Annotated in this window: 25 protein-coding genes, 3 tRNA genes, 1 pseudogene and 1 other annotated feature; of the genes and pseudogenes, 12 read left to right on the forward strand and 17 right to left on the reverse strand. The window is 51.3% G+C overall.

Going from position 1 to position 24,938, the window contains the following annotated elements:
* Window positions 1–38: 38 nt before the first annotated feature.
* From ACWI0H_RS17710 to ACWI0H_RS17735, 6 genes are all read right to left on the reverse strand, one after another.
* Window positions 39–662: a DUF1788 domain-containing protein gene (locus ACWI0H_RS17710; protein ID WP_290697922.1), complete on the reverse strand. Its 624-nt coding sequence runs from the start codon at window positions 660–662 to the stop codon at window positions 39–41.
* A 118-nt stretch (window positions 663–780) separates the two neighbouring features.
* Entirely contained in the window at window positions 781–1,383 is a 603-nt protein-coding gene (locus ACWI0H_RS17715; RefSeq protein WP_485874090.1) for a DUF1819 family protein, read from the reverse strand.
* 87 nt (window positions 1,384–1,470) lie between these two features.
* Window positions 1,471–1,878: a lysozyme inhibitor LprI family protein gene (locus ACWI0H_RS17720; RefSeq protein WP_485874091.1), complete on the reverse strand. Its 408-nt coding sequence runs from the start codon at window positions 1,876–1,878 to the stop codon at window positions 1,471–1,473.
* Between the two features lie 486 nt (window positions 1,879–2,364).
* A complete protein-coding gene (locus ACWI0H_RS17725) occupies window positions 2,365–2,514 on the reverse strand; it encodes a hypothetical protein (RefSeq protein WP_485874092.1) in 150 nt (49 codons plus the stop codon).
* 89 nt (window positions 2,515–2,603) lie between these two features.
* Entirely contained in the window at window positions 2,604–4,307 is a 1,704-nt protein-coding gene (locus ACWI0H_RS17730; protein ID WP_485874093.1) for a LeoA/HP0731 family dynamin-like GTPase, read from the reverse strand.
* Window positions 4,307–6,715 (reverse strand): hypothetical protein, encoded by a 2,409-nt coding sequence (locus ACWI0H_RS17735; RefSeq protein ID WP_485874094.1) that lies wholly within the window; start codon window positions 6,713–6,715, stop codon window positions 4,307–4,309. The genes ACWI0H_RS17730 and ACWI0H_RS17735 overlap by 1 nt, the downstream gene beginning before the upstream one ends.
* 391 nt (window positions 6,716–7,106) lie before the next feature.
* Here ACWI0H_RS17735 and ACWI0H_RS17740 point away from each other — a divergent pair, with 391 nt between their 5' ends.
* The 6 genes from ACWI0H_RS17740 to ACWI0H_RS17765 all read left to right on the forward strand — a co-directional run bounded on the left by ACWI0H_RS17740 (window position 7,107) and on the right by ACWI0H_RS17765 (window position 11,940).
* Window positions 7,107–7,379, forward strand: a complete 273-nt coding sequence (locus ACWI0H_RS17740) for a PcfJ domain-containing protein (protein WP_485874095.1) — start codon at window positions 7,107–7,109, stop codon at window positions 7,377–7,379.
* Between the two features lie 81 nt (window positions 7,380–7,460).
* Window positions 7,461–8,081, forward strand: coding sequence for a DUF2201 family putative metallopeptidase (locus ACWI0H_RS17745; protein WP_485874096.1), 621 nt, complete (start codon window positions 7,461–7,463; stop codon window positions 8,079–8,081).
* A 40-nt stretch (window positions 8,082–8,121) separates the two neighbouring features.
* Window positions 8,122–9,156: a helix-turn-helix transcriptional regulator gene (locus ACWI0H_RS17750; protein ID WP_485874097.1), complete on the forward strand. Its 1,035-nt coding sequence runs from the start codon at window positions 8,122–8,124 to the stop codon at window positions 9,154–9,156.
* A gap of 42 nt (window positions 9,157–9,198) precedes the next feature.
* Window positions 9,199–9,714, forward strand: coding sequence for a gamma-glutamylcyclotransferase family protein (locus tag ACWI0H_RS17755; protein ID WP_485874098.1), 516 nt, complete (start codon window positions 9,199–9,201; stop codon window positions 9,712–9,714).
* Window positions 9,714–10,217, forward strand: coding sequence for an opioid growth factor receptor-related protein (locus ACWI0H_RS17760; protein WP_485874099.1), 504 nt, complete (start codon window positions 9,714–9,716; stop codon window positions 10,215–10,217). The genes ACWI0H_RS17755 and ACWI0H_RS17760 overlap by 1 nt, the downstream gene beginning before the upstream one ends.
* A 506-nt stretch (window positions 10,218–10,723) precedes the next feature.
* Window positions 10,724–11,940, forward strand: a protein-coding gene (locus tag ACWI0H_RS17765) for an IS3 family transposase (protein WP_159340751.1) whose coding sequence is annotated in 2 segments (ribosomal slippage) — window positions 10,724–11,009 and window positions 11,009–11,940 — 1,218 coding nt in all. Because the reading frame shifts where the segments join, the coding sequence is not laid out codon by codon here.
* Window positions 10,999–11,115, forward strand: a sequence feature (AL1L pseudoknot). It overlaps the preceding gene by 117 nt.
* Before the next feature lie 388 nt (window positions 11,941–12,328).
* Here the strand turns inward: ACWI0H_RS17765 and ACWI0H_RS17770 are convergent.
* A complete protein-coding gene (locus ACWI0H_RS17770) occupies window positions 12,329–12,553 on the reverse strand; it encodes a hypothetical protein (RefSeq protein WP_485874100.1) in 225 nt (74 codons plus the stop codon).
* Between the two features lie 288 nt (window positions 12,554–12,841).
* Between ACWI0H_RS17770 and ACWI0H_RS17775 the strand changes: the two genes are divergently transcribed.
* Entirely contained in the window at window positions 12,842–13,033 is a 192-nt protein-coding gene (locus tag ACWI0H_RS17775) for a helix-turn-helix transcriptional regulator (protein WP_172118872.1), read from the forward strand.
* Between the two features lie 342 nt (window positions 13,034–13,375).
* Here ACWI0H_RS17775 and ACWI0H_RS17780 read toward each other — a convergent pair.
* The 7 genes from ACWI0H_RS17780 to ACWI0H_RS17810 form a co-directional block, all read right to left on the reverse strand.
* Window positions 13,376–13,451: transfer RNA gene (locus tag ACWI0H_RS17780), tRNA-Thr, on the reverse strand.
* Between the two features lie 72 nt (window positions 13,452–13,523).
* Window positions 13,524–13,598: transfer RNA gene (locus ACWI0H_RS17785), tRNA-Gln, on the reverse strand.
* Window positions 13,599–13,604: 6 nt separating this feature from the next.
* A tRNA-Phe gene (locus ACWI0H_RS17790) sits at window positions 13,605–13,680 on the reverse strand.
* A 216-nt stretch (window positions 13,681–13,896) separates the two neighbouring features.
* Window positions 13,897–14,172, reverse strand: coding sequence for an oxidative damage protection protein (locus tag ACWI0H_RS17795; protein ID WP_008957624.1), 276 nt, complete (start codon window positions 14,170–14,172; stop codon window positions 13,897–13,899).
* A 48-nt stretch (window positions 14,173–14,220) separates the two neighbouring features.
* On the reverse strand, window positions 14,221–15,315 hold the full coding sequence (gene mutY, locus ACWI0H_RS17800; protein WP_485874101.1) for an A/G-specific adenine glycosylase: 1,095 nt from the start codon (window positions 15,313–15,315) through the stop codon (window positions 14,221–14,223).
* Window positions 15,316–15,409: 94 nt separating this feature from the next.
* A complete protein-coding gene (locus ACWI0H_RS17805; RefSeq protein ID WP_485874102.1) occupies window positions 15,410–17,749 on the reverse strand; it encodes an AsmA family protein in 2,340 nt (779 codons plus the stop codon).
* A complete protein-coding gene (locus tag ACWI0H_RS17810) occupies window positions 17,750–18,232 on the reverse strand; it encodes a GNAT family N-acetyltransferase (RefSeq protein WP_008957627.1) in 483 nt (160 codons plus the stop codon).
* Between the two features lie 229 nt (window positions 18,233–18,461).
* Here ACWI0H_RS17810 and hisB point away from each other — a divergent pair, with 229 nt between their 5' ends.
* The 4 genes from hisB (at window position 18,462) to hisF (ending at window position 21,301) form a co-directional block, all read left to right on the forward strand.
* Entirely contained in the window at window positions 18,462–19,055 is a 594-nt protein-coding gene (gene hisB / locus ACWI0H_RS17815; protein WP_101146587.1) for an imidazoleglycerol-phosphate dehydratase HisB, read from the forward strand.
* A 76-nt stretch (window positions 19,056–19,131) separates the two neighbouring features.
* Complete coding sequence (gene hisH, locus ACWI0H_RS17820; protein ID WP_008957629.1) at window positions 19,132–19,773, forward strand: imidazole glycerol phosphate synthase subunit HisH; 642 nt, start codon at window positions 19,132–19,134, stop codon at window positions 19,771–19,773.
* An 11-nt stretch (window positions 19,774–19,784) separates the two neighbouring features.
* Window positions 19,785–20,531, forward strand: coding sequence for a 1-(5-phosphoribosyl)-5-[(5-phosphoribosylamino)methylideneamino]imidazole-4-carboxamide isomerase (hisA, locus tag ACWI0H_RS17825; RefSeq protein ID WP_101146588.1), 747 nt, complete (start codon window positions 19,785–19,787; stop codon window positions 20,529–20,531).
* Window positions 20,528–21,301 carry an imidazole glycerol phosphate synthase subunit HisF gene (gene hisF / locus ACWI0H_RS17830; RefSeq protein ID WP_008957631.1) on the forward strand — a complete coding sequence of 258 codons (774 nt, stop codon included), beginning with the start codon at window positions 20,528–20,530 and terminating at the stop codon, window positions 21,299–21,301. Before hisA ends, hisF begins: the two co-directional genes overlap by 4 nt.
* A gap of 28 nt (window positions 21,302–21,329) precedes the next feature.
* On the opposite strand, the gene ACWI0H_RS17835 is transcribed toward hisF, so the two are convergent.
* A complete protein-coding gene (locus ACWI0H_RS17835) occupies window positions 21,330–21,932 on the reverse strand; it encodes a YjaG family protein (RefSeq protein ID WP_485876260.1) in 603 nt (200 codons plus the stop codon).
* Window positions 21,933–22,055: 123 nt separating this feature from the next.
* Between ACWI0H_RS17835 and ACWI0H_RS17840 the strand changes: the two are divergent.
* A pseudogene (locus ACWI0H_RS17840) lies at window positions 22,056–22,746 on the forward strand (type 1 glutamine amidotransferase).
* A gap of 18 nt (window positions 22,747–22,764) precedes the next feature.
* Here the strand turns inward: ACWI0H_RS17840 and mnmH are convergent.
* Complete coding sequence (gene mnmH / locus ACWI0H_RS17845) at window positions 22,765–23,853, reverse strand: tRNA 2-selenouridine(34) synthase MnmH (RefSeq protein ID WP_485874103.1); 1,089 nt, start codon at window positions 23,851–23,853, stop codon at window positions 22,765–22,767.
* A complete protein-coding gene (selD, locus tag ACWI0H_RS17850; protein WP_485874104.1) occupies window positions 23,850–24,887 on the reverse strand; it encodes a selenide, water dikinase SelD in 1,038 nt (345 codons plus the stop codon). Before selD ends, mnmH begins: the two co-directional genes overlap by 4 nt.
* Window positions 24,888–24,938 lie beyond the last annotated feature (51 nt).

The raw sequence follows: 24,938 nt of genomic DNA on the forward strand, positions 1-24,938 counted from the left end.
GAGCGAACGTAGCACAGTGAACGGCCTAAAACGCTGCGTTAGGGCACGAGCGCAAACGCTCGATAGTAGTTATTGCTCTTGATCTGCTTAAACAGCTGAAGCGTTTGCCCATCGAAGCGGCCTGGGTAAAACAGTACCAAAGGCTTATGCCCTAACGGGCCATGCAGCGCGTTCAGCAAGCTATGAGCTCGTACCATTGGCCATAGGCTACCAACACCGGTTAATAGCACGATATCAGGGTCATGCGACAAAGAGTGTCGGATCAGATAAGGGGCGAACTTATCCATGTGCAGTGGCCCACGCAGCGCCTTAAGCAGCGCTGCATCGCCTTTGTTTTTCTGCATGGCAATAGCTTTATCAAGAAAGCCACGCTCAGTCAGATAGTCTTTGAGCACGTGAAGCAAGTTAACCTGCGCCATCTTGACATGAGCGTACTGGCGCGCCATTAACGAAGGAAGGAAGTTCAGATAGGCACGTACCTGAAGCTCGTGCTCAGGAGCGTAATCAAAAATCCAGAAGCCAATTTCGTTACCTAACCCTTGGCCTGCTAAAAAATCCGGTCGAGCGATTTTCTCGGCGACTTGGTTTAATCGTGCCCGAAGCTGGTCATCCTCATGGAACATAACGCTGGTAGGTGATAGGTGCTGCTCATTATGTGACATGCGGAGCGTCTCTATGTCGGGCTTGTTTTGGGCAAGATTACGTTGCTTACAGCCATAGCCGCAAGGTCTACTTAGTTTTCATTAGTTCAAGAATGAGTTTTGCCCAACAGATAAATGCTTAGCGCAATTTTTGAAGACAATTTTGCAAACGGGTATGGCGGTGGGTTTCAAGCAGAATTTTCAGCTCGGGGCGGGGCAAGAATGACTGAAGCCGACGTGATCGGCTGGAATCCATGATGCCGACCTCTGACAGCATCCGAAACACTACCTGACCCATTTTGCGCCTTGAGCTTTCTGCCCAGGTAGCAATCGCTGCATCGCGGTTAGCACGCTCGACAAGAAACTCATCCCATTGGTAAGCCAGCAGCTTTTCAGACCGCGTTAAAAACGCATCAGCTACCACGCTTTCGAGAAACTCGACCAGCAGCAGGTTGCGTGCCATGGCAGCACAAAACGATACCTGTGACGCTAGCTGATCATCTCCATCGTGCAGGGCTATCCAAAAAGAGGGTTCCAGTTTCTCTAAGCGTTTACGGATGGCCTGCGCTGCACGCTTGGCTGTCGCTGGGCGATTCTTCTGCAGGCGGTTTTCAACGATGATGGCTTGACGCCAGTGCGCATCGTCTACCTCGTCCAGCAATAGCGTTGCAACTGCACGGCTTTCACGCACCATCAATCCACCACCAATGAGGTCTGAGTTGTAACTAAATGAAAGCGTCACAAGAGATTTACCATATTTACGTGCAGAGCATTACTGTAAACCAATTTGCAACCGCCTACGACCTAGTGCCTACTCAAGACCTTAGCTTTACCACCCCACCATATTTTCCAACTCGGCAGCGCGCATGGCGGTTTCTCTTAACAAACAATCGTTGCTGGCAATTTGTGCGAGCGTGCCACCGATAGTGGCGTAGAAGTCGCAATTAGCATCACGATAGGTGATCCAGTGACGTTGGGCATTTAACAGCACTTGTTGGCGTTCTTCGGAAAGATCGCGTCGGGCATCGCTATAGGCGCCATTCAAACGCGCATCTTGAGTAGCAAACTCATCAGCAATGCAGTTCAGTATTTCAACAGTCACTCCACCAGAGGCATCCATACATTTACCAAAGCGGCCGGTATATTCATCCTCAGTGCTGCTTTGTGCTGTTGCTGCAATAGGCAGTGCTAAAAAAGCTGCCAACGCGATTGCTGGCTGCCATTTTTTCATTGTCATATTTTTAAGCCTTGTATATTTCTCTCAACCCCCACCATATCACTAGGCGGAGTTTATTTTAATCTTGGTAACGCACGGCTTTGAGTTGTGCTTTACCTTGCCCCCAAGTGAACTGCGTCATACCTTCTTCTTCGGAGGATTCGAAAACAATGGCATCAGCGCCACAGGCGCAAGGCATCTGCTCGTGCATTGTTGATGGCGGCAGAGGCTGTTTTATCATGCCCAAGCGTAGTGCCAGTTTCAGACGTAATCATGCAGGCAATTTCGTAGGGCCGTTCGAGATCACGTTCACTGACGAACTGGTCCAATTGGCAACTAGCCGGTTTGGCTACCCCCATTGAGATAGACTGTACGCCAACTCAACCACACCGGTTAAAAAGGCTGCGGTAAGACCAACGGCAGAAAGAGCAAATGTGCGTTGTATCATGATGCCTGATTCCTGAAATCACAGTACCAACACCGCCCGGAGGCGGTGATGTAAATGGCTTAGAACTGGCCGAGATATTCCATTTGATCAAGCAAATGGCTGGGGACATCTTTAACCAGCACCTGCGTAATTTCAGAGTTACCGCCATCAGTGATAGCAACGCTTTCACCCCGTGTTGCATTGATGGTGTAAGAGGACAGGTTGTACATAGCATCCGTGAGCAGTATAAATTAGCAAGCCTAACAATTAGCCCTACGCAAGCATACAAAAGCCCATAAAAGCGCCCTTGTATCCCTTTTCAGTGCAGTTGACATAACTCCTCGTTAATAGCCTCCGCCTCTTTTCGCCATGCTACAAAACGCATTTGACGCTCTCTATTTTGATCTAGGTTGGCCTTTAGCTCGACCAAACGTTCTTTCATAACAATATAATCTTCAAAAAACTTAGACTTGAACTCTTCAGAATTGATCAAAACAAGTAGTTCTCTACGTTGAATTTCAAAATTTTCTACCATTTTTTTAATCGCTTCTTGGAACGCTTTTTCACGTTTATGCTGCTCATAAGAGTCCCAGGCCTCAATTGCAACGCCCACAAATGCAAGTGCACCATTGACACCTTTAGCCATCTTTACGGCTCCCCAAGGTTTAAACTTCAAATACTTGGCTAAATCAACACCAAACGTTTTGGCAACAGTAGAAACCCCATCTCGGGCAATCAATATAGATTTATTATTAATCATATTAGAACTTACAGCATGATTAATTCCATTTTTCCCTAGAGCTTTAACAGTAGTATTAAAATGGCTAACTTCATTATCGAAACCAATCTGCATTTTTTGCACTTCTAGACTTATAGAGCCCATCTGACGGCTGAATTCATTCTGTAAGTTTTTATTAAGTATGATCCCTTCGGATCCAATCTCTCTCTCGAAGAACTCTGTAAAGGTATCTAGGCCGCAACCCTTAGCCTGTAATATAAGATCTGAGAAATATTCCGTAACAAAATCACGCAAACTAATTCGCGTTTCCTCAATCTGTTGGTTAGTATGAGCTAACTGGTCTGCTAGGCGATTATGTAGCTTTTCGAGTTTAGTCACTTCCTGCGAAATAATTTCGTCGGTTTCAATGGCCACTGGTAGCTGCTTATGCAGCACATCTCGAATGACACTAGTGCGCATCTCGATGATAAGCGAATCATTACCACCGCTTTTCTGAATTTTTTGAGTCGTAGCAGCTTGCAAAGTTGAGATGTGAGACAACTCTTTAAATTGGTCAGTATTTTCAAGCCAGTGGGATACACCCATATCAAAAGGATTAGCGGCAACAGCAACAACAGTTAACTCGGCAGCTTCGTTATCACTCAGTCCGATTAACTCACTTAAACGGCCGGTAATATTCTCTCTCTTAATCTGAAGATTTTCCTCATAGTCCTCTTCATCTTCAACATCAGCGACCTCATCAAATCGGCTAAGAACAAAGACAGTGCGCGACAAGAGGTTTAGTTTGCGAAATAGCCATATCAAATCATCCTTGTGACTTTCCTTGATCGGATTCGTGGGGTTCATAACGTACAGCACCAAATGGGCATCACTGACATGCCTTTTAGTGATGTCTTTATATTTTTCAATAGCGTGAGTTTCTAAATTCTCTTGCTCCTTAAAGCCGAACAGCCCCGGGGTGTCGATTAGTACAAAATCATCTCCCACTTCATAGACTTTAACTTCGTTAGAGGACTCTTGGTGACTGATATTCATACTCGACTTATCCAGCTTCTCCATCCAAGCAGCAGCAATCGAAGTTTTACCCTCGGAGAAACCACCAATTAAGGCTACTTTGAGCTTATCGCTGGTAATATTATCGATAGCATTTTGCAACTTATCGGTCAAAGTTGGATCAATCGAAACACCTGATTCTTTACCAAGCGACAAAAACTCGGCTAGTTTATGCAACAAGTCCAATGTCTTTGATTGCTGGTGTTTGAAGCTATTTAATGTATTTTCCATTATAGATTTCCTAATACTTTGATCTGATTTGAGAGAGTCTTTAATTTTTTATTTGAGTTGTACAGAAGTTTAACCCTTTCTTCTGCTTGATTCACGGGAGCGTCGATAGCTTTTTCAAGTTGTTTGATCGTTTTCTTCATATCAGGGAGCGCCTCTTTCAAACTGTCATTCAAATTCTCACGCAGTTTCCCTGCAAGATTACGTAAGTTTTCATCAGTTGCTTTACGTTGCTGAGACATCTTATAACTAACGCTGAAAAAGCTCGCAACCGCTTTACCCACAGACACAATCGCAGTAAGTGCAGCCGCCCCCGCAAACCAAAGACTGGCACCACCAGTAAAAGGCGCCAAAGCTGCTCCAATAAGCGCACTGACCAACGCTACTTTATTCACACCATTATCAATATTAATATTCAACTGGAAGGATTGATCAATTTTTTTCTCGGCAAGTTTTTCGCAAACATCGGTAAGATCCCGAGTTTGCTCTTCAAAACGCTCAAGGATATCGGCAGCCTCTAGCTCAAATTTTTCAACTTCTAATTCAATTGCTTCTGGAAGCTTTTTATTAATTTTAATTAATTCTTTTTCGATTGTTTTTTCCAGCAACCTTTTGAAACTATCATTCTTTATGTCATCTTCAATAAATTCATACATATTTTCACGAACATCGCGGGAAAATTGTTGGATAAGACGCTCGCCCCGTGAATCTAAGCGTTTCTGTAGAGCTTTGAAGCTACTTTCTAACTGGCTCTGAAAGTTGTTACGATTCTCGGAAATGCTCTCAGCAAATACACTGAATGTTTTTTCCATCATATCAAGTGAACCTGTTGTTCCATCAAGCACCTCCTTTGCCTTATTGAAATTTGCCCGATTAATTTTATTTTTACTATCAGGCAAAAGCTGACCACCTAGCATATCCAAAAAAGCTTGCATGCGAGATTGCTCTAAAAGCTCTTTTTCTGTGAAGTCTTGTAAAAACTTACGACGACGCTTAGCATTTTGAGAGTCAGGTTCTAAGTGATCTGTTGAAGCTAGAAAAGCTGGCAACGCTGTCAGCGAAATAACTTTCTGATAGTGATCCCCCAGTTGCTCAAGCATTTTTTCTTCAAGTGCAGCAAGACTTTCATTTTCATCTACTGAAATCAGAGGACGGTTTTTCAGGGTGTGCTTAGGATTAGTGATCTTTTTATTAAAGACTGACCAAACTTCTGTTTGCGAACCTAGATGTTGTTTTATTTTCTCCAGTGTTCCTTTTCTTTCATCTTCTCCTGTTTGGGGAGGAGCTGCTTTATTAGTGACGTAGAAAACAGCATGTGCAGTTTGCACAGCTTTTTCGATTTCACTCAATACTAAGCCTTCTTTACCTTCAATACCTGGGACATCGAGTAAAGAAAATTTATTACCGCCAAATGTAAAATCGTAACGCTGAGTCTGACGGGTATAATCGGCACGGCCATCACCAATAATTTTTCCATCCGCGTACTGGCTCATATTCCTAATTTGTTCATTCAGTTGTTCTTTTAACTTTTTTTCCTTTTGCTGAAGCGCTTGCATATCTTTTTCTATATGCTGCTGCTGGTTAAACAAAACGTCTTTAGCATCTTTATCTTCTGCTTCGACTTCGGATAACTGCTCATTAAGCGAATGCTTAGCTTCTTTTTCCTGCAACTGCAAGTTATCTAAAGAATTCCTAGAACTGTAAAGCTCAATAGTTAGTTGAGGTAGTTTCTCCTGCTCTTCTTCAAGACACTTCTCATCGGGCGTGGTTGTAAATAGGTTAATTAATTTTTGCCATAGATTTGCTGTGCTTTTATATTCAGTAACATTAGCTTTAAGTAGGTTTATCTTTTCCTGAAGGTCGACAGCAGCCTTCTCTTTTTCTTTAAGCGCTACACTGATATTATGTTTATCAATTGCAAATTTCGTATCAGCCTTATCAATATTTTCTAAAATAGCATGGCGCAGCTCACCGTAATGTTGTGTAATAACTTTGAGCTTATTTTCAAATTCATCAATATTTTCGTTTGCAGATTTAATTTCACCTTGCAATTTTTCTAGTGACTCTTCATTAATTTCATATTCATTTTTTAGCTGACGAAATTTTTCTTGGTTAGCTCTTTTGGTCGGTTCCTGTAAGATAATTCGTAGTGTCTCAATTAACGTTGACTTACCGGCGCCTGTTTCACCATAAAAAGCAATAGTAAAAGTGTCCCATTCAGCATTTTTTTTCAGATCAGAAAGCTGCTTTTGTAAATCACTTTGAAGGTTTTCTAATTGTTCACGTGTCTGATCTTGTGCTTTTTCAAGATCTGGATCGGCGGATGGGCTAGTAAGCGACTTTACAATTTTCGATAATTGATCGTCGATCTGTTGATATATATCACTCGGGCTTCTTAGTTCAGTTATCATATCGCGTTTATATTCCATGTGTTTTGTGAGAGCAGCCCAACACTTGATAACAGTGATCCGTACATATCTTTTCAGAGACTCCAAAAAGCTATAAGCATTTATAACAAAATTATCCTTAACTCCAATTTCTCACCGAGGTATCAAAACCTTGTTCTAGCCAGTTTCGGCAAAAATACGGTGTGGAGAGGGATCGAAAGCTACGACAATTTACGTCGCACTACATTCACCATCAAAGCATTTATTAATAATAATGAGATTAGCACTATGCTGAACTTAGGAATAGAGAGCAAAATTAATACTTTATTATGACACCAATCCTACCCTAACCAAAAGTAGTGCTCAGAACACCGCCGATGAGATAGGTAGCACCACACTTCCTACACTGGCCCCTTTGTCGAACAAGGCATTGATCACCGCCAACGCCTCTTTGCAGGATTTACTCTGGGAGGGAGATCACATACGGGACTGCGTGTACAGTTACAGCTGCGCCGTCACCAACGTACAAATTGCTATCTATCACCTACAGCAACCTGAGCCCGTGACGGTTGCGATCACGCCCCAGAGGCGGCGATGGGTTATAAGACAGGCAAGCGGCGTACGAAACGCCTCACTCATTAAGGAAGCAGAGCATTTCATGCACGTGTGGTTAATAAAGCAGTCATAGGTATACCTCACTTTTATGCGGCTTACGTTGTCGCACCCCTACCGTAGCTTAGGACACCTCACCTTTTAGGGAAGGCATGCTATGGATATGTTGGTACGTTCATCTTCAGCAACAGCAGACGCCCAACGCGAGTTGGCGAAATGGCAGTCAGATCGCACTTATTGGGCTACAACACTTCCCGTCATGGAGATGCTCAGCGAGTTTTTAACCTTGACCCCTGTGCTGCATCAGCAAATAGCGACGGTGAGCACCGATGGTCAGCATCTTTACTTCTGCCCACTCTATAGCGCCACACTTTCCGATGAGTCACGCCGTTTTTTACATGCCCACCTAATCTGGCATTGCGTGGCCGGCCACTTAACCGCCCCACTAGTGGCTAATCGGCATCGTTGGCACTTAGCGTGTGACCATGAAGTCAATTCGCTGCTGTTAGCCCTTGGCGTATCGTTGCCATTGAATGCGCTGCTATTCCCCGTCTGCGTGGGCCGCAGCGCTATAGACGTATATCGCTGGCTTGAAGGTCACCCTGACACTTCAATTGAGGCGTCCCTCGACATCCACCCCGCCGCGCTGTGGTGGCACCTCCCCAAAGCCACTCCAAGCCACCACATGACTGGGCTTTGGCGACACAGGGCTCATTTGATTGCTCGGGAGCCAGATGCGCTGCCCGAGAGAGTCGCTAAGTTTTGTGAGGCACGTTAAACTTAATGCTTTCATTCCTATAGCCAGGGTTAGCGTCACTATGTCCGATACGCGCGATACGCTTTTTCGCTACTTGACGCTTCTGCAACTCATTCCCCGTTATCCCGGGCGAATGTCGACCCCCGTGTTGAAAGAAAAACTCGCTGAGCGAGGATTTCACATTGATACTCGGTCGTTACAACGCGATCTAAGCCAGAAACTCTCTACGCAGTTTCCGATAGGCTGCGACGATAGCCAGAAGCCCTACCGGTGGTATTTCGATCGTGACTTTCAGTGTCAGTTGCCCGCGCTGGATGTGCCGAGCGCGTTAACGCTGGTACTGGCCGAAGAGTACCTAAAAGGATTACTCCCCCCTGTGGTCGTGGGGCAATTATCGCCGCACTTTACAGATGCGAGGCGGCTGCTTGATGAGATGAGTACCAACGGCTTGAGTCAATGGGCTCGGAAAGTTCGCGCGATCCCCAATGGCAAAGCGCTTATTCCTGCGGCGCTTAATGAGATGACGTGGCAGATCATCTCTCAAGCCCTTCTGGAGCAGAAACCGGTGGATGTCGTGTACTTATCACGCACTTCCAAGACAGAAAAGCATTTCACCCTTCATCCTCAAGGGCTGGTCAGCCGACACAGCGTGACGTATTTGCTGGCGACAGTAGACGACTATGAGGATATTCGTCAGTTCGCCATGCACCGCATCGAAACAGCTCATCTAAGTGAATCAACCTGGCGACCTTTGCACGGCTTTGACTTAGATAATTACATAGCTGGCGGGGCGTTTGGCTATCTGCAAGGCAAAGCCCCCGTCACACTCGTCGCCCAAGTAGCGCCACAAGTCGCGTGGCTGCTCAGTGAGACGCCACTGTCTGAAACTCAGTGGCTGACACCACTGCCCGACAGCAGCTGGCAACAGCTAGAAGCCGAGGTGCCCGATGATCAACAAACGCTGTGGTGGCTGATGGCCATGGGCGCCAATGTCAACGTACTGGCTCCTGCGGCATGGCGGGAAACGCTCAAGGCGAATGCAGAGCAGGTACTGGAACATTACCAAAGCACACCGGTCGCGCACGAGACCTATTAACGATATGCCAATGACAGCCAAGTTACTGAAAAGGAGATAACGGTGCTCTGTTTTGCTTATGGCTCTAATATGTCTACCCAGCGCTTAGCCGCGCGAATTCCAGCGCGCTTTGTCTCCACCGCCCTTTTGCCCGCGTATCGCCTAGCCTTTCATCAGCAAGGCGGCGACGGCTCCGGCAAGTGCGATATTGTACCGGCATCCGATCAGTCAGCGGTCTACGGCGTTATCTGGGAAGTCGCTTCGCACCATAAGATGACGCTGGATCGTTATGAAGGGCTCAACGCTGCCTACGACGAGACCTGGCTGACGGTAACTGACCTGGCGGGTGACGGGCAGTTTGAAGTACAGGCGTATGTTGGCAAGATTACTTCCATCGGTATGCGTCCCTATACATGGTACAAGCACCATGTGTTAGCAGGTGCACGAGAACACGGATTACCCGCAGCCTATATCCGCGCACTAGAACGAATTGAAACCCGACTTGACCCAGACACTGAACGCCACGCACACGAAATGGTGTTATATGGACACGATGAACCGTTAGTGCGGGGAGCATAATGGGCAATGATGAGCGTTTAATCGCATTTTACCGCAGGGAAGGCCACGATCATAAAGGTCGTCGACTCGAAGACATCTGGGGACTCTCCTCTTTATGGCTGGAACACACCCACGACTATATTCAGTGGCTGTTTCCTATCCCGGAAATGGGCCGCTTTAACGCCTTTGCGCCTTTACTGACGTCCGAAGTGCAAGCGGCTTTTGAGAAAGAAGCGTCCTTACGCCAGCGCCAGCAACATTCCCTTGATGTCATGCTGGACTTTTTTGGACTGGAACGCGAAAACCACGTCATCACAGCACAGCCCAACCTCTCGATCCAAACGCATATTTGGCTGAAAGCAGGCGGTCATAATCATCTGCGCATTACGCGGATGATCCGCTCGCTATTTTTGTGCCATCAGCCAGAACTTGCTCAGGCTTTTCAGCAGTCAGTTATCGATATTGGCACTCAGCATGGCGTTGTGTCAGAGAAATCGCTGAATTATTGGCGAGATGCGATCTAAAGCAGTTTCAACCGACCGTCCAATACATTCTTACAGGCAATCCACTGTAAAAACATTATAAAAAAGCATACCTAGAAGATAGGGAGGTGAGCCTTAGAAGGTAACAAAGGTTTGGCCATACTTTCATGAATAAGTAGCTCCTGATCCACCAATGCTAACGCACCTTGTAGTTAAGGTAACTAGCTTAGAGCTATCCCCCCATCTGCTCTTGCCACCAACGTTAATCTTGAAAGGCGTAAGGTTGCTTTTATGCGATCCCGTCATGTCGATATTTACCTTAATTTTCGACATGAAATATAGTTAATCTTGCGAAATCACCAGAGATTGATGACTCCCCTTATTTACCAATGGAGATGAGCGAAGTTTTCAGGCTTTGTTTCGCTGAGAAAGCTTCTGCTGTTGAGCGCTGCGGATCTAGTCCAGAAAGCCAAGCTAACACATCAGAGAGTAAGTACCTGAACCGCCCCGGCTTTACCGGAGACTCCATATCTTGAGAGGATGGAGTTATGAACTCACCAAAACGATATTCCCCAGAAGTCCGGGAGCGAGCTGTTCGATTAGTCCTTGAACAGCAAGGCGAATACCCGTCCAAGTGGGCGGCGATCTGCTCCATTGCCAGCAAGTTCGGCTGTACACCAGAGACTTTGAGAGCCTGGTGCAAACGCACAGAACTCACGCAGGAAAACAGCTCGGTTAACCTGCCTGAAAATGAACGACTCAAGCAGCTAGAGCGTGAAAACGTCGAATTGAAGCGCGCTAATGAAATTCTCCGTAAGGCGGCTGCTTTTTTCGCCCAGGCGGAGCTCGACCGCAAACCCAATTGATGGTGTCATTTATCGACGAGCATCGTGCTCAGTTCGGGGTCGAGTCGATTTGTAGTCAACTGCCAATCGCCCCATCGACGTATTACCACCACAAGGCACTTGAAGCTGATCCTGAACGGCGGGCAGACCGGTATCGACAGGATGCGTTTCTTACCGCTGAGATTCAGCGCGTGTGGGAAGAAAACTTCTGCGTCTACGGTGCCCGTAAGGTCTGGCGGCAACTCCGCCGTGAAGGCGTTAATGTTGCTCGTTGCACTGTAGAACGGCTCATGCGCCGCCTAGGAATTCGCGGCGTGGTGCGAGGCCAACGCCCCTTCACGACCCTCAGTGATCCCGGCCAGAAACGGGCACCTGATTTAGTGAAACGTGACTTTACGGCTATGCGTCCTAATCAGCTTTGGGTAGCCGATTTTACCTATGTCGCTACCTGGTCTGGCTTCGTTTACGTTGCGTTCGTTATCGATGTTTATGCACGCTGTATCGTGGGTTGGCGTGTAGCGACGTCGATGAGAACGGCACTGGTGCTGGACGCTCTGGAGCAAGCTCTGTGGGCACGAAAACACAGACAAGGGTTGATCCATCATAGTGATAGGGGAAGCCAATATCTCTCGATCCGCTACACCGAGCGTATGGCTGACGAGGGTATCAATGCCTCAGTCGGCACCACCGGCGACTCCTACGACAATGCGCTGGCTGAAACCATCATCGGCTTGTTCAAAACGGAGGTGATCCATCATCGTGGTCCATGGAGGGGACTGGATGCCGTTGAGTATGCCACGCTGGAGTGGGTTGACTGGTTCAACAACCGCCGACTGCTGGAACCCATCGGAAACGTTCCACCAGCAGAACGAGAAAGGACGTATTATCGTCAACTGGAAGAGTCGGGTGAAGCTGCTTGACTCAAACAAACCGGTCTCCGGAATAACCGGGGCGGTTCATACCTGACATTACGTCCGCGACGCACGAATCGTTGGGCGGGCTCCCCTAACAGCATTCCAGTAACTCTACTTTTACGTGCAGTCGAAGGGGCCGCTGGAATCAATGAGGGAATTCACTACACTGGCTTGAAGCGTAAGTGTATAGCCCAACAACACGCGCTAATTACATTAGCTCTTTGAAATTGCTTTTGAAGTGCTTGGAAGAAGTGAACATTGCCTGGGCCCAATAGGCTTGAAGCCTAAAGTAGCAGAAGGAAGACCGAGGGCTAGTAGTAAAATGTAAAAAAACGCTTTTGAAACAAGCGCATTATCAGCCTCCATGAGGCTGATAATGCGCCATGTTCACATCTTAGAACCAGTCATTTTTCTTTAACAGACCGATCATTTCCAATAGGTTATTGGGCTCCTCATCGTCTAACCCTTTAAGATGCTCAACGACTTCAATTTGCTCGTAAGGGTTAGCAATATGCAACATATCGATAGCATCTGCCAGTTCACTCATAACGTCAGTCACCTCTGAAACGACCGAAAGGTCACCGCGCTGCAAAGCAGAAAAAAGATCACGAACTTTCATAGTTTTCATCCTGTTTGAAATACCCACTTGGGCAAATCCAAACTATCAAAGAAACCGGAACCAGCAAGGCCCCTCCAGGCCACTAAATTTTGTTTTTTTGAGAAACCAACAGGACACTAAAATCTACACATCCTTTAGCGTTGGGTCCGGACCGGGATACCAAATGCGGCTACCAAGAATTATGACGCAAAAAAGGCCTAACTCCCGTATTCAAGGAATTAGACGCAACTGCTGCGCACCCGAATTTCCTAAAGTCATAGGTAAGCTTACTGTGACGTGGAGATACACATGCTTGCAAAATACCTGTCAGCTGCGGACCTGGCCTCTCGGTTTGGTGTTTCAAAGGCGACCATTTGGCGCTGGAAACGTGAAGGTCAGATCCCCTCACCAATCTATCTGGGGGCTCGCTGTACGCGGTGGCGCGAAGAAGATATCCAGACTTACGAAAAAGGATTAATCGCCGACGCGGCGCTCGGCTAGGCATAACGGCGACCGACAAATATCTGCTGATAAGGGCTGCGCTGGCAGCCCTTTTTTTGTGTGTCATCCCGCCGAGCTCTCTTATGGACAAGGAAGAGGGACTGTCCCTTTTTGGGCTACGAGGTCGGTATACTTGAACAGCAGGCACGCACTGCGAGGCGGTCTTATCAGCCCGCTCAGAAACGGTTTGCAGCAACGAAAAAAGCAGGCAGAATGGGTCTTGAGAGAAACGGTACGCACTACGGTACGCAGATGCAGAATTTGGGGAATGAAACAAAAAAGGCCACCGTTGAGGGTAGCCTTTTTAAGTCTCTAACATGTTGCTTTTAACCACTTTTTTAGTGGTGCCGACACCAGGAGTCGAACCCGGGACCTACTGATTACAAGTCAGTTGCTCTACCAACTGAGCTATGTCGGCGCTTCACGTTTTCTTGAGAACATGATTGCTTTGCTGTTAGGCTTTGCAATCAACAAGAAATCTTGTTGGCAATGGCTGGGGTACCAGGATTCGAACCTGGGAATGCCGCTACCAAAAAGCGGTGCCTTACCACTTGGCGATACCCCAGCAGTGTGGTGGCCAGAGACGGAATCGAACCGCCGACACGGGGATTTTCAATCCCCTGCTCTACCAACTGAGCTATCTGGCCGCTGCCAACGGTGCGTATTAAACTAAAAACGCCGCTTTTCGTCAACACCTTTGTGAAACTTTCTTGCGATACGGATGCTTAGGGGTGTTCTGTTCTACACCCGGCGCAGTGAGAAGCATACGCTACGGGCTTTTCCCACCTAGGCCTGGCCCTACTCATTACAAATCAGTTGTCCTGCTTTTCGCAAGACAGAAAAGCGACAGCCAACCTTCAAAGTCATGCCTGCGTGGGCGGTACATACCCTTCGGCCTGGTCGGTTTCCTGATTGTCCAGGAAGCGCTGCATCTGCTCCATAAGGTATGCACGTGATTCAGGGTCGAGCATGTTGAGGTGTTTTTCATTGATCAAACGAGTTTGCAGCGACTGCCAGGCTTCCCAGGCGGGCTTGGAAACAGTCGCCTGAATCTCCTGGCCCTGCTTGCCCGGCAAGGGCGGGAATGGCAGCGCTTCAAGCTCTTTCTGGTACTTGCGGCAAAAAACCGTGTTACTCATAACGTACTCCTCTTGCAGTGACTGGCTACTTATAGCCCCAGATAACGCTTAGGCGTGGCCTGGGGTGGGATTGAGGGTAAATGGCGTTAGCTGGCTGAGCAGCGCTTTAACCGGGGCTGCCAAGCCTAGCGCGGGCGGATGGTTGATGTCGTACCATACGCCACTTTCGCGTACACCACCCAGCCTATCGCAGGTCACGGGCTGCGGGGTAATTTCCAGGCGAAAATGGCTGAACGTATGGTGAAAACTGGGCGCCGCACGTCCGCGCGCGGGGTTAACGACATGAGCTTCCAACCAGTCGTTGAGCTCGCTGTGCTTGTCAAACTGCGGCAGGCCCCATAACCCACCCCATAAACCGCTAGGAGGGCGCTTTTCCAGCCACACCCGGCCTTCCGGGTCGCGCAGCATCAGCATGATGGTCTGCCGGGTGGGCAGCGCCTTTTTCGGCTTGGATTCCGGATAGCGCAGGGGCTCACCGCGCGCATAGGCCAAACAGACATCGTTAAACGGGCAACTTAGGCAATCCGGCTTGCTGCGTTTGCATAGCGTGGCGCCAAAATCCATGATCGCTTGGGTGTAATCCGCCAGCCGCGCTGCTGGCGTGTAGTACTCGGCCAGCGACCATAGCTGCCGTTCAACTGCTGGCTTACCCGGCCAGCCGGGCAGCGCATGCAGCCGGGTGAGCGAGCGCTTTACGTTGCCATCCAGGATCGCGGCCCGCTCTCCTGTACTTTGCGCAATGATCGCGCCTGCGGTGGAACGGCCAATGCCGGGCAGTGCCACTAACGCATCAATACTATCTGTTGGCAGTTCGCCATCATGCTCCGCCAACGCCACTTGAGCGGCTTTATGCAAATTACGTGCACGGGCGTAGTAGCCAAGCCCTGTCCAGAGGTGCAGCACTTCATCCTGCGGCGCCATAGCGAGTGCCTCCAGGGTGGGAAAGCGCACCATAAAACGCTCGAAGTAAGGAATGACGGTGGTGACTTGGGTCTGCTGCAGCATGATTTCCGACACCCAGACGCGATAGGCGCTGCGCGGCGACTGCCACGGCAGGTCGTGACGGCCATAACGGTCGAACCAAGCCAGTAGGCGTTGTTGAAATTCGTCTGCCGCCAGCCGCGGTTTGGGCATATCTGCCATGCACGCTCCTTAAACAGAAAGGGTATCAAAGGGGCTAATAAAAAAGCGCCGGCGGTTAGGCCGGCGCAGCACTTATCGGTTCCGGTGAGAATGCTCAGTTAAACAGGCCGCGCAGCCCGTCACGCAGCTCCTTCCCAGCGCCTTCACCTAACCGCTCATCCAACTGGTCCAATGTATCGCCTAAACGCTCCTCCAGCTCTTCATTGACGCGCTCGCCAGCTTCGTTGCGCAGCAGGTCGACTACCGCCGCCTGGAATGTTTCACGATCAAAACGGCACCACTCAGTGCGCTCACCGCCTAAATGCCCCTCACAGCGAACGGGCAACGGCAGTTGTTCCAAGCGGGGATTCACCTCACAAGCCGCGTCGGCGGTGTCTACTAAGCGGGCATTCGCCTGGGTGTTGAAATTCATACTGGTAAGATTGAGTTCGCCTTCTCCCTGAACATCAATACCGGGCAGAGTGATCAGTAGATCGTCGCTCTCGACTAAACCATTGCTGATCTGGAAGGTGGCATCGAAACGCTCAAAGCGGGTATCAGTGTGCCATTCGCGCAGCGTGCCCTCGCCTTCTAACTGGGCTACCAGCTCGCACATTTGCTGGGAAATGTTGGTATTTAAAATAGCCCCATCGTTCAGGCGGGCCGTCAGTTCCCCATTAAGGTTGCTGATGAGCGCTTCGCGGCTATTGCCTTGACTCGTAAGGCCGCCAGATAAATTAAAGCGACCGCGCAGTGGTGACGGCTCCTCTCCTTCGCTGATGGCTTCTATCAACGGTGCCACCTGAACGCTGTTAATGGTTGGCGAAAGCGCCCATTCCAGAATAGAGCCCGTGGCATCGACTTGACCGGTAGCGCTGAGTTCACCTTCGTAGAAGCCCGACTCAAATGCCGTTAGCCGGTGAATGCCGTCGTCACCACGCAGTTGTAAGCTAGGATTATTGAACGTTAATCCTGCCAAGACGAGGTTATCGACGCTTAAATCACCCTCAAGTGACAACCGAGTAAGAAGCGATTGCGGCACTAATGTGCTGGAATCCTGGGCAAAGGCTTTACGCAGCAAGCTACGGCTAGCCTGCTCGGCGGTAGCGGCACCGGGTAGATAGCGATCCAGATCCAATTGATCACCGGCTAAATCGAACGCCAGCCGCGAGCCATCCAAAGCGGCGGTCAGCTCGCCAGTAAAGGTGCTGTCATCGACCACCAACGAGAGGCTCGGCAAAGAGAGTTGCTCAACATCGCCTTCAATAGGGCTGGTCATGGCCACATCGCTAAGTGCGGCCTCGCCCGCTGTGGTGAGCGTAACGCCAGCGCGAGCCAGCCAGGGGCGCAGCGTAAACGGGGCCGCGGTTAACTGGCCGCGATAGCGTGGGGCATCACGCAGTTGCTCAACATTGAGGTGACCACTAACTTTTAGGCCATCCGGCCCGGTGAGCTGCAGGTCTTTTAACTGCGCCGTTTGTGCTTGCCAATCACTCTCCAGGCCAAAGGCAAGTGCCAGCGCCAGGCTACCTTGCCAGTTATCCGCGTTGCGCAGGCCTGCTTCAAGCACCCCTTCTGTGATCGAAAGCTGTTGCTCCCCCATGCGGGCGACCAGTTCAGCCGCTTTTAAGCTGAGCTGTTGTGGTTCGCTCTCTGCGCCTTGCGTCGTTCGCGTGGTGAGCGCCATATTTTCCAGCACGAAAAGCTCATCGGCCAAACCAAGCCGCACGCGGGTTTCGAGATTGATCTCGCTGCTCAGGTCAGGGGTGCGCTCCAGCACTTCGGCATCCAGCCGGTTATGCTTGGTCAGCGTAAACATGGCCTTAAGCGGGAAGGGGCGCACCGGGTTGACGTTACTGCCGGAGATATTGAGTTGCTGCATGCGCCATAAGGCTTCGGTTTGTGCGTCCCGGAAGCGAATGTCAGCGTTCTTCACTTCGACGCTAGCAATGCTTAGCACCACCGCCAAGCTACCGGCATCGGCGTTGGGTCCCGCACTGGCAGGCGCCAGCACCGTTTCTGCGGTGCTTTCATTTTGCTCGGAAAGCCGCTCTAGCAAGGGTTCCCAATTACCCTCGCCTTGGGCATCGCGCTCCAGGTTAAGGCGCATACCGTCAAGCGTTAGGCCATCGACGGCAATTTCGCCCCGCAGTAGCGGGCCGAATGCAACGCTGACTTCGGCACGATCAATGGCGGCGAAGGCGGCACTCTCTTCCGCTTGTTCGGGCAGCCAGGCGCGGGCCTGCTCCACGCTCACGCCAATACGGGGGTAGAATGACCAGGTGATCGGGCCTTCCAGGGCAAGGTTAAGCCCGGTCTGCTCTTCTACAACGGCCGTTAAACGCGGTTTGAAATCTTCTGGATCCAGGAAAGTGGTGACATACACCACGGCGGCGACGGCGACGATGGCAAGAATACCGACCGCTGCCAGCAAAATACGTAATAGCTGTTTCATTTACCCTTTCCCTTGTGGGTCTAACTCAACAAAATCGCTGGTGGCGGGCATTCCCGGCACTGGCGTTTCTGGATTGGTCATAGGCCGGTAGCCTAATTTGGAAAGCAGCACGCGGTCAGCCAATGGCAAGGTGGAAGTTTCTATCCGCAACACACGGCCTTCCTGTTTGGCTTGCTCGCCAAGCAGCGCCATTAAGCGCGAACCGACGCCACGGCGGCGCGTGGTTTTGCGCACGCAGAGCTCAGATAGCCACCACGCCCGGTCTTCGCCTTCTTGCACGGCGACAGCCCCCAGCAGCCGATCATTGAAATGGGCGCAGGCAAAAAAATGCTGACCTTTAAAATGTTGTTCAATAAATGGCTCAACCGTTGGGGTGGGCATGCGCTCTTGGGGCGCATCCTCATAAATGCGCATTAGGTCAAGGCGGACTTGCTCATCGGCTTCCCAACGGGCCTGGTCGACGTGGTGCAGTGTCACCGGCATGGTGAAATCCTCTTCGCCAAAGCAGCCTGGCTGCTATTTCTGCCACAATTGATTGCAGCTACATTTCGCGCATTGTAGCGGATGAGGGCGCCAATTCACTATAATGGTCGCTTCGCCACAGGTTATGCCCTGATCCACAGTGGTAAGTTGATACAAAGCCACCGGCCATTTCACAGGATCGTTCCTCAGGGTAATCCCCCAGAGTGCGCCTTAGCGCAGGAGATGCAACATGTCAGCGCGTATTGCCACGGTTAGCCGTGACACCAACGAAACCCAGATCAAGGTCAGCGTCAATCTCGACGGTGAAGGCCGTCTTAGCTGCCAAACCGGCGTTCCGTTTTTGGATCATATGCTTGATCAAGTTGCCCGCCATGGGATGATCGATCTCGACATCAATGCCACTGGCGACCTGCATATTGACGACCACCATACCGTAGAAGACCTGGGTATTACGCTAGGCCAGGCTTTTTTTGAAGCCATTGGCGATAAGCGCGGCATTTACCGCTATGGTCACGCCTATGTACCCCTTGATGAAGCACTCTCTCGGGTGGTGATCGACTTTTCCGGCCGGCCGGGGCTTTACATAAATGTTGAGTTCACCCGAGATACCATCGGTAGCTTGGACACCCAGCTGTTCTGGGAGTTTTTCCAAGGCTTCGTCAATCACGCTCGCGTGTCGCTGCATATCGACAACCTCAAAGGCTTTAATGCTCACCATCAAGCGGAAACGATTTTTAAAGCCTTCGGCCGAGCGCTACGTATGGCCGTGGCGGAAGACCCCCGCATGGCAGGCCAAATGCCCTCCACCAAAGGGAGCTTGTAATGCTGCGCTATGTGATGAGCTATGTGACGAGCGATGCCTCTAGCTACTTTCCCTCTATCTCCACAAGGAGCGCTTCATGACCATTGCTGTGATCGACTATGGAATGGGCAACCTGCATTCCGTGGCCAAGGCGCTGGAGCATGTGACGCATGAGAATGTAGTCATCACCCGTGACCCGCGGCGTATTCTTGGCGCGACGCGCCTGGTGCTACCTGGCCAAGGAGCTATTCGTGACTGCGTTGGCGAGCTTGAGCGCACCGAGTTACGCGGGCTAGTGGAGGATATTCTCACCCGTCAAGCCAAACCGCTGCTGGGTATCTGCGTGGGTCAGCAAATGTTACTGGAGCGCAGCGAAGAGAATGGTGGCGTTGAGTGCCTGGGCTTTTTTAAAGGCAACGTAGACCGTTTCCCTGGTGATATGCGCGACGCCCACGAGCAGCGTTTGAAAGTACCGCACATGGGCTGGAATGTGGTCGAGCAGCATCACGACCACCCACTGTGGGCAGGTATTGATAATCGTGAACACTTCTACTTCGTGCACAGCTATTACGTAAATGCGGATGACGACGCCCAGGTGTTTGGTACGACCCAATACGGCAAGGTAAACGCCCATGTCGCGATTGGTCGAGATTCGACCTTCGCGGTGCAGTTTCACCCGGAAAAAAGCTCTCGCGCGGGCCTTCGCCTGCTTGAAAACTTTGTCACCTGGACGCCCTGAGAGGATTTTGTATGTTGGTAATTCCCGCTATTGATCTCAAAGACGGCCAGTGTGTCCGGTTGAAGCAGGGTCGCATGGAAGATGCGACCTCCTACGGCGATGATCCAGTGGCGATGGCCGCACGCTGGGTGGAAGCTGGCGCCCGCCGGCTTCACTTAGTCGATTTGAACGGTGCCTTTGAAGGCAAGCCGATGAACGGTGACGCCGTGACCGCTATTGCCCGTGCCTACCCGAATCTGCCGATTCAAATTGGTGGCGGCATTCGCAGTGCGGAAACCATCGAGCACTATTTAAGTGCCGGTGTCTCCTACGTGATCATCGGTACCAAGGCAGTAAAAGAGCCCGACTTCGTTGGCGAAATGTGTCGCGCCTTTCCAGGCCATGTGATCGTTGGGCTTGATGCCAAAGATGGCTATGTCGCCACCGACGGCTGGGCAGAGGTCTCCACGATCAAAGCCACCGAACTAGCCAAGCGTTTTGCCAACGATGGTGTCTCTAGCATCGTCTACACCGACATTGCTCGCGACGGCATGATGCAAGGCGTCAACGTAGAGGCCACCGCCGCACTTGCCCGCGAAGGCGGCTTGCCGGTGATTGCTTCCGGTGGTGTGACCAATCTGGATGACATCAAAGCACTCTGCGCAGTTGCCGATAGCGGTATTTTGGGCGCGATTACCGGCCGGGCAATTTACGAAGGCAGCCTGGATGTCGCCGAAGCACAGCGATTAAGCGACCAACTGACGGGAGGTGGTTCATGAGTCTCACCAAACGCATTATCCCTTGCCTGGACGTAGACGCCGGGCGCGTGGTCAAAGGCGTTAATTTCGTCGGCATTCGCGATGCCGGTGACCCGGTAGAGATTGCCCAGCGCTATAACCAGCAGGGCGCCGACGAGATTACCTTTCTTGATATTACCGCTAGCCACGAAGACCGTGATACGACGGTAGAGATGGTCGAGCGCATCGCGGGCGAAGTGTTTATTCCGCTGACCGTCGGCGGCGGCATTCGCAGCTGTGACGATATTCGCACCATGTTGAACGCCGGTGCGGATAAAGTCTCCATCAACACCGCCGCGGTCACTAACCCTGAGTTTGTGCGCGAAGCTGCTGAGCGTTTCGGTAGCCAGTGCATTGTGGTGGCGATCGATGCCAAGCGCGTCTCGAAAGAGGGCGAAACACCCCGCTGGGAAATTTTCACCCACGGTGGCCGCCGCCCAACGGGCCTCGACGCCGTTGAGTGGGCGAAGAAGATGGTGGAGTTCGGAGCGGGCGAACTACTGCTCACCAGCATGGATCGCGACGGGACCAAGATCGGCTTTGACCTGGGCGTGACCCACGCGATTTCTGAAGCGGTGAGCGTGCCGGTGATTGCCTCTGGCGGTGTAGGCAACCTGGATCACTTGGTGGATGGCGTACTGAAAGGCGGTGCCGACGCGGTGCTGGCCGCCAGCATTTTCCACTTTGGCGAGTACACCATTCCTGAAGCAAAGCGCTACATGGCCGAACGCGGTATCGAAATGCGCTTATAAATTTCTAATACGTAAGCCTGCCGGGGCTTTAAGCCCCGGTATCTTCAAGCGATAAGCCAAGATTACTGATCCCACCGTTGCGCCCTAATTCACGCACCTCTTTTAGTGCCGCTTTATCCAACGGTTCGCTGACCATTTCCAATACCGCATCCTGAAAGTCGTTCTCGTCGGCCATCAACGGGTGGTCGCGAATAATTAGCGCCAGTTTCTGTGCGTCAACTTCGCCTTCAGTGAGCTCTATAAAAGCGCGCACGCCCGCTCGGGATGTGCGGCTAACATCCAACACGGCCTCTGGGGAATCGCCTTGCAGTGTGTCCAGCAGCGCCGAGACCGATACCACTGCATCCAGGGCACGCCGGGCACCAAAGCTATCATCCGCTTCAGAAGGCTCACACTCGGCGAGCTTCTCCGCTTGACGAGCAAAGTCGATACTGGCATTGGGCACATTAAGCCGTTCCCACACCAAACTCAGCACGGTACGCAGCGTATGGCTATCGCCTTGTCCTGTGGTTTGCTCATATAACACATAGTTAGGCAGCAAACGCTCACACAGCGCCGCCATAAAGGCTTGCTGGGCCGGTAGTGGGAGTTCTTGCAGCCGTAAATAAAAGCCCTGAGGTTTCGGCACCATACTGATTTCCTGGATCGCTTTACGTGGGATATTGGTTAAATGTAGCGGGTACGTTATCGTCTCTCTGCGCTTGGGGCGATCCCCCAGCGCTTTGATGATTGTACGGCCGGCGAGGAGATTACCATGCATATTCATCTGCTACAGCACGGCCCTGACCATGGCCCCGCCCGTTTAACCGACTGGCTTACCAGTATGGGTCATAGTTACACCGTTTTTCATCTCTATGCTGGCGAGTTAACGCCCCGCCCAAACGAATCTGATGCATTGATTGTGCTTGATGGGCCTGAAACGCAACTCAGCCAACCGCCATCGTGGTTTAAAGCTGAAGATAAGCTGATTAACCGCTACCTGGATGGACAAAAACCGTTATTGGGGATTGGCATTGGCGCTCACTGGATAGCGCAAGCACTCGGCGCAGTGGTAGCCCCCGGCACTTACGCTGAAACAGGCTGGCATACGGTCACCCTGGCACCGGAAAGCTCACTGGATTTGCCCGAGTCGTTCAGCGCCTTTATGTGGCATCGTTATGTCTTCAGCTTGCCCGATGATGCCTTTTCCCTGGGGGGGCAGTGAAGCAGCACCGCTACAGGGGTTTACCTGGGATAGAGGCCGCGTCGTCAGCCTGCTATGCCATTTGGAAGCCACGCCTGCCAGCGTTAACCACCTGCTGAGCAAGACCGAGCGGCCCAGCGCCTCCCCTGCCGCCGCCCGCTATGTTCAGGACGATGCGGAAATTCTTGAGGATGCCAATCGCTTTATTCATCTAGCACCGCTGCTTGACCGCGTGATGACCCAGTGGTTAAGAACGGACTAACAGCAGCGCATGCAGCGATTATCGGTTCCACTGCTTGGCAACCGCCAGGCAGCTCTCCCAATCGCCGACATGAATTACTGGCGGGGCAGTCTCGCGCTGCTTGTCTAAGTGATAGCGGTAGAGCGGGTCGTAATACTCGGTAAGCAGAGGCGCGAGCCAAGCTTCATGGGCCTGAGGGTTTCCGTGGACATGTTCGTTAAACGCCAGTGCCTGAAGCCGCTGCAAACGTTGCAGCCGTGCATTACCCAAACGCTTGCCCAGACGGATAAGCGCATTACTCAACTGCGCCTGCATCAGTTGCCAGCCCTGATAGGCACCATAGCGAGCAGCATAGGCCTGTTCTAAATCGATAATGTAGTCCTGTTGAATTTGAGCAAGGCGCCAATCCAGCGGCATTTCGATACGTACACGGGGCGCTTGCTGCAATGCTCGCCAGAAGTTCAAGGGAATATTGGCACTGCCAATCTGGCGGGACTCGTCTTCAATAACCAGCCCTTCGGTTAAGCTGATTAATCGTTTGGCCAGCGCATGCTCAAAATTGATTTGTGTGGCAGGCTCTTCGGGCCTACGCCCGAAGGCGGAGCCTTTATGGTGCGCGAAGGCTTCCAGGTCGACGCCATTATTGAGCTGATTGATCAACGTCGTTTTTGCACACCCAGTCAGCCCTGCGACCACCAGCATCGGCTGCAGTGCAGCCGTCTCAATACGCTCACATAGCGCTTGGCGCATGGCTTTCCAACCACCCTCCAAGCGTGGTCTTGAGATACCGGCATCTTCTAACCACTGCTGAGCAATTTGTGAGCGCAGCCCACCGCGAAAGCAGTAAATCAATGTACCTGGATGCTCGGCTAAATACGCCTGCCACGCTGCAATTCGAGCTTGCTTGACCTCACCGCTGACCAAGCGTTCGCCTAACGCAATCGCCGCGGCTTGGCCCTGCCGTTTATAGGCGATACCTACCTGATGACGCTCATCATCAATCATTAACGGCAGATTGACGGCGCCAGGGAGTGCGCCCTGAGCAAACTCGACCGGGGCGCGCACATCTATTAGCGGCTGCTCTTCTTTGATTAGGCTTAATACCGCTGGTCGGGTGGCTAGCGTCACCCGACCACCTCAATAGAGGCGTTACCTTGGCGCGCTTTCATTACACCGAATGACTGTAACGACAGGCCGAATTCGCGGCCAATGCGCTCAACGTCATCTTCCCAGGCAGGATCGACACTAATGAGCAGTCCGCCAGAAGTTTGTGGATCGCATAGCCACTGCCAGTGGGCTTCATCCATGGCAGGCAGGCTATCCCCCAGCGCATCACGGTTGCGTAGCGTACCGCCAGGTACTGCGCCTTGGCGGCGGTAAGACTCTGCCTCGGCTAAGCGCGGCAGTTTACGAAAATCAATCTGGGCCATTACGTTACTGGCCTGGCACATTTCCGCAAGATGGCCGGCCAAGCCAAAACCGGTCACATCCGTCATGGCGTTCACCCCTTTCACATCGGCAAGTTTCACGCCAATGCTATTAGGCTTGAGCATGGTTTCGCGGGCAAGGCCATGGTGGCCCATTTCCAGCAAGCCACGCTTTTCGGCGGTGGTTAACATACCGATACCCAGCGGCTTGGTTAAGAACAGCAGATCACCGGGTTTGGCGGTGCTATTAAGCTTGAGCTTGTCTAGATCCACCAAGCCGTTCACAGCGAGCCCAAAAATCGGCTCGGGCGCATCAATGGAGTGACCGCCTGCTAGGGCAACACCTAATTCACGGCATACTGCCTGGGCTCCGGCCATGACATCACCAGCCACTTCAGCGCTAAGCTTATCCAACGGCCAGCCTAGAATACCTAACGCCATTACCGGCGTACCGCCCATAGCGTAAACATCGCTGATCGCATTGGTCGCCGCGATACGCCCAAAATCAAAGGGATCATCAACAATCGGCATGAAGAAATCCGTGGTGGCAATCATGCCGCGGCCATCGCCTAGATCATACACGGCAGCATCTTCGCGTCCTTGATTGCCGACAATAAGCCGTTTATGGCCCGCAGCTGGCCCCGCTTTGGCTAGAATCCCATCCAGCACGTCCGGGGCAATTTTGCAGCCGCAGCCGGCGCCGTGGCTATACTGGGTCAAGCGAATCGAACTCATCGTGTCTCTCCTTGGCACTTAGGGGATATCTTCAGTTTAACGCAGTATGGC

The organism is Halomonas sp. NYA30, from assembly GCF_976980765.1.

Bases quoted from the DNA above. Each gene is read 5' to 3' on its own strand.
- ACWI0H_RS17710 (WP_290697922.1), bottom strand. From the start codon at position 662: ATGTCACATAATGAGCAGCACCTATCACCTACCAGCGTTATGTTCCAT.
- ACWI0H_RS17720 (WP_485874091.1), bottom strand. From the start codon at position 1,878: ATGACAATGAAAAAATGGCAGCCAGCAATCGCGTTGGCAGCTTTTTTA.
- ACWI0H_RS17725 (WP_485874092.1), bottom strand. From the start codon at position 2,514: ATGTACAACCTGTCCTCTTACACCATCAATGCAACACGGGGTGAAAGC.
- ACWI0H_RS17730 (WP_485874093.1), bottom strand. From the start codon at position 4,307: ATGGAAAATACATTAAATAGCTTCAAACACCAGCAATCAAAGACATTG.
- ACWI0H_RS17735 (WP_485874094.1), bottom strand. From the start codon at position 6,715: ATGATAACTGAACTAAGAAGCCCGAGTGATATATATCAACAGATCGAC.
- ACWI0H_RS17745 (WP_485874096.1), top strand. From the start codon at position 7,461: ATGGATATGTTGGTACGTTCATCTTCAGCAACAGCAGACGCCCAACGC.
- ACWI0H_RS17750 (WP_485874097.1), top strand. From the start codon at position 8,122: ATGTCCGATACGCGCGATACGCTTTTTCGCTACTTGACGCTTCTGCAA.
- ACWI0H_RS17760 (WP_485874099.1), top strand. From the start codon at position 9,714: ATGGGCAATGATGAGCGTTTAATCGCATTTTACCGCAGGGAAGGCCAC.
- ACWI0H_RS17770 (WP_485874100.1), bottom strand. From the start codon at position 12,553: ATGAAAGTTCGTGATCTTTTTTCTGCTTTGCAGCGCGGTGACCTTTCG.
- ACWI0H_RS17775 (WP_172118872.1), top strand. From the start codon at position 12,842: ATGCTTGCAAAATACCTGTCAGCTGCGGACCTGGCCTCTCGGTTTGGT.
- ACWI0H_RS17795 (WP_008957624.1), bottom strand. From the start codon at position 14,172: ATGAGTAACACGGTTTTTTGCCGCAAGTACCAGAAAGAGCTTGAAGCG.
- mutY (WP_485874101.1), bottom strand. From the start codon at position 15,315: ATGGCAGATATGCCCAAACCGCGGCTGGCGGCAGACGAATTTCAACAA.
- ACWI0H_RS17805 (WP_485874102.1), bottom strand. From the start codon at position 17,749: ATGAAACAGCTATTACGTATTTTGCTGGCAGCGGTCGGTATTCTTGCC.
- ACWI0H_RS17810 (WP_008957627.1), bottom strand. From the start codon at position 18,232: ATGCCGGTGACACTGCACCACGTCGACCAGGCCCGTTGGGAAGCCGAT.
- hisB (WP_101146587.1), top strand. From the start codon at position 18,462: ATGTCAGCGCGTATTGCCACGGTTAGCCGTGACACCAACGAAACCCAG.
- hisH (WP_008957629.1), top strand. From the start codon at position 19,132: ATGACCATTGCTGTGATCGACTATGGAATGGGCAACCTGCATTCCGTG.
- hisA (WP_101146588.1), top strand. From the start codon at position 19,785: ATGTTGGTAATTCCCGCTATTGATCTCAAAGACGGCCAGTGTGTCCGG.
- hisF (WP_008957631.1), top strand. From the start codon at position 20,528: ATGAGTCTCACCAAACGCATTATCCCTTGCCTGGACGTAGACGCCGGG.
- ACWI0H_RS17835 (WP_485876260.1), bottom strand. From the start codon at position 21,932: ATGGTGCCGAAACCTCAGGGCTTTTATTTACGGCTGCAAGAACTCCCA.
- selD (WP_485874104.1), bottom strand. From the start codon at position 24,887: ATGAGTTCGATTCGCTTGACCCAGTATAGCCACGGCGCCGGCTGCGGC.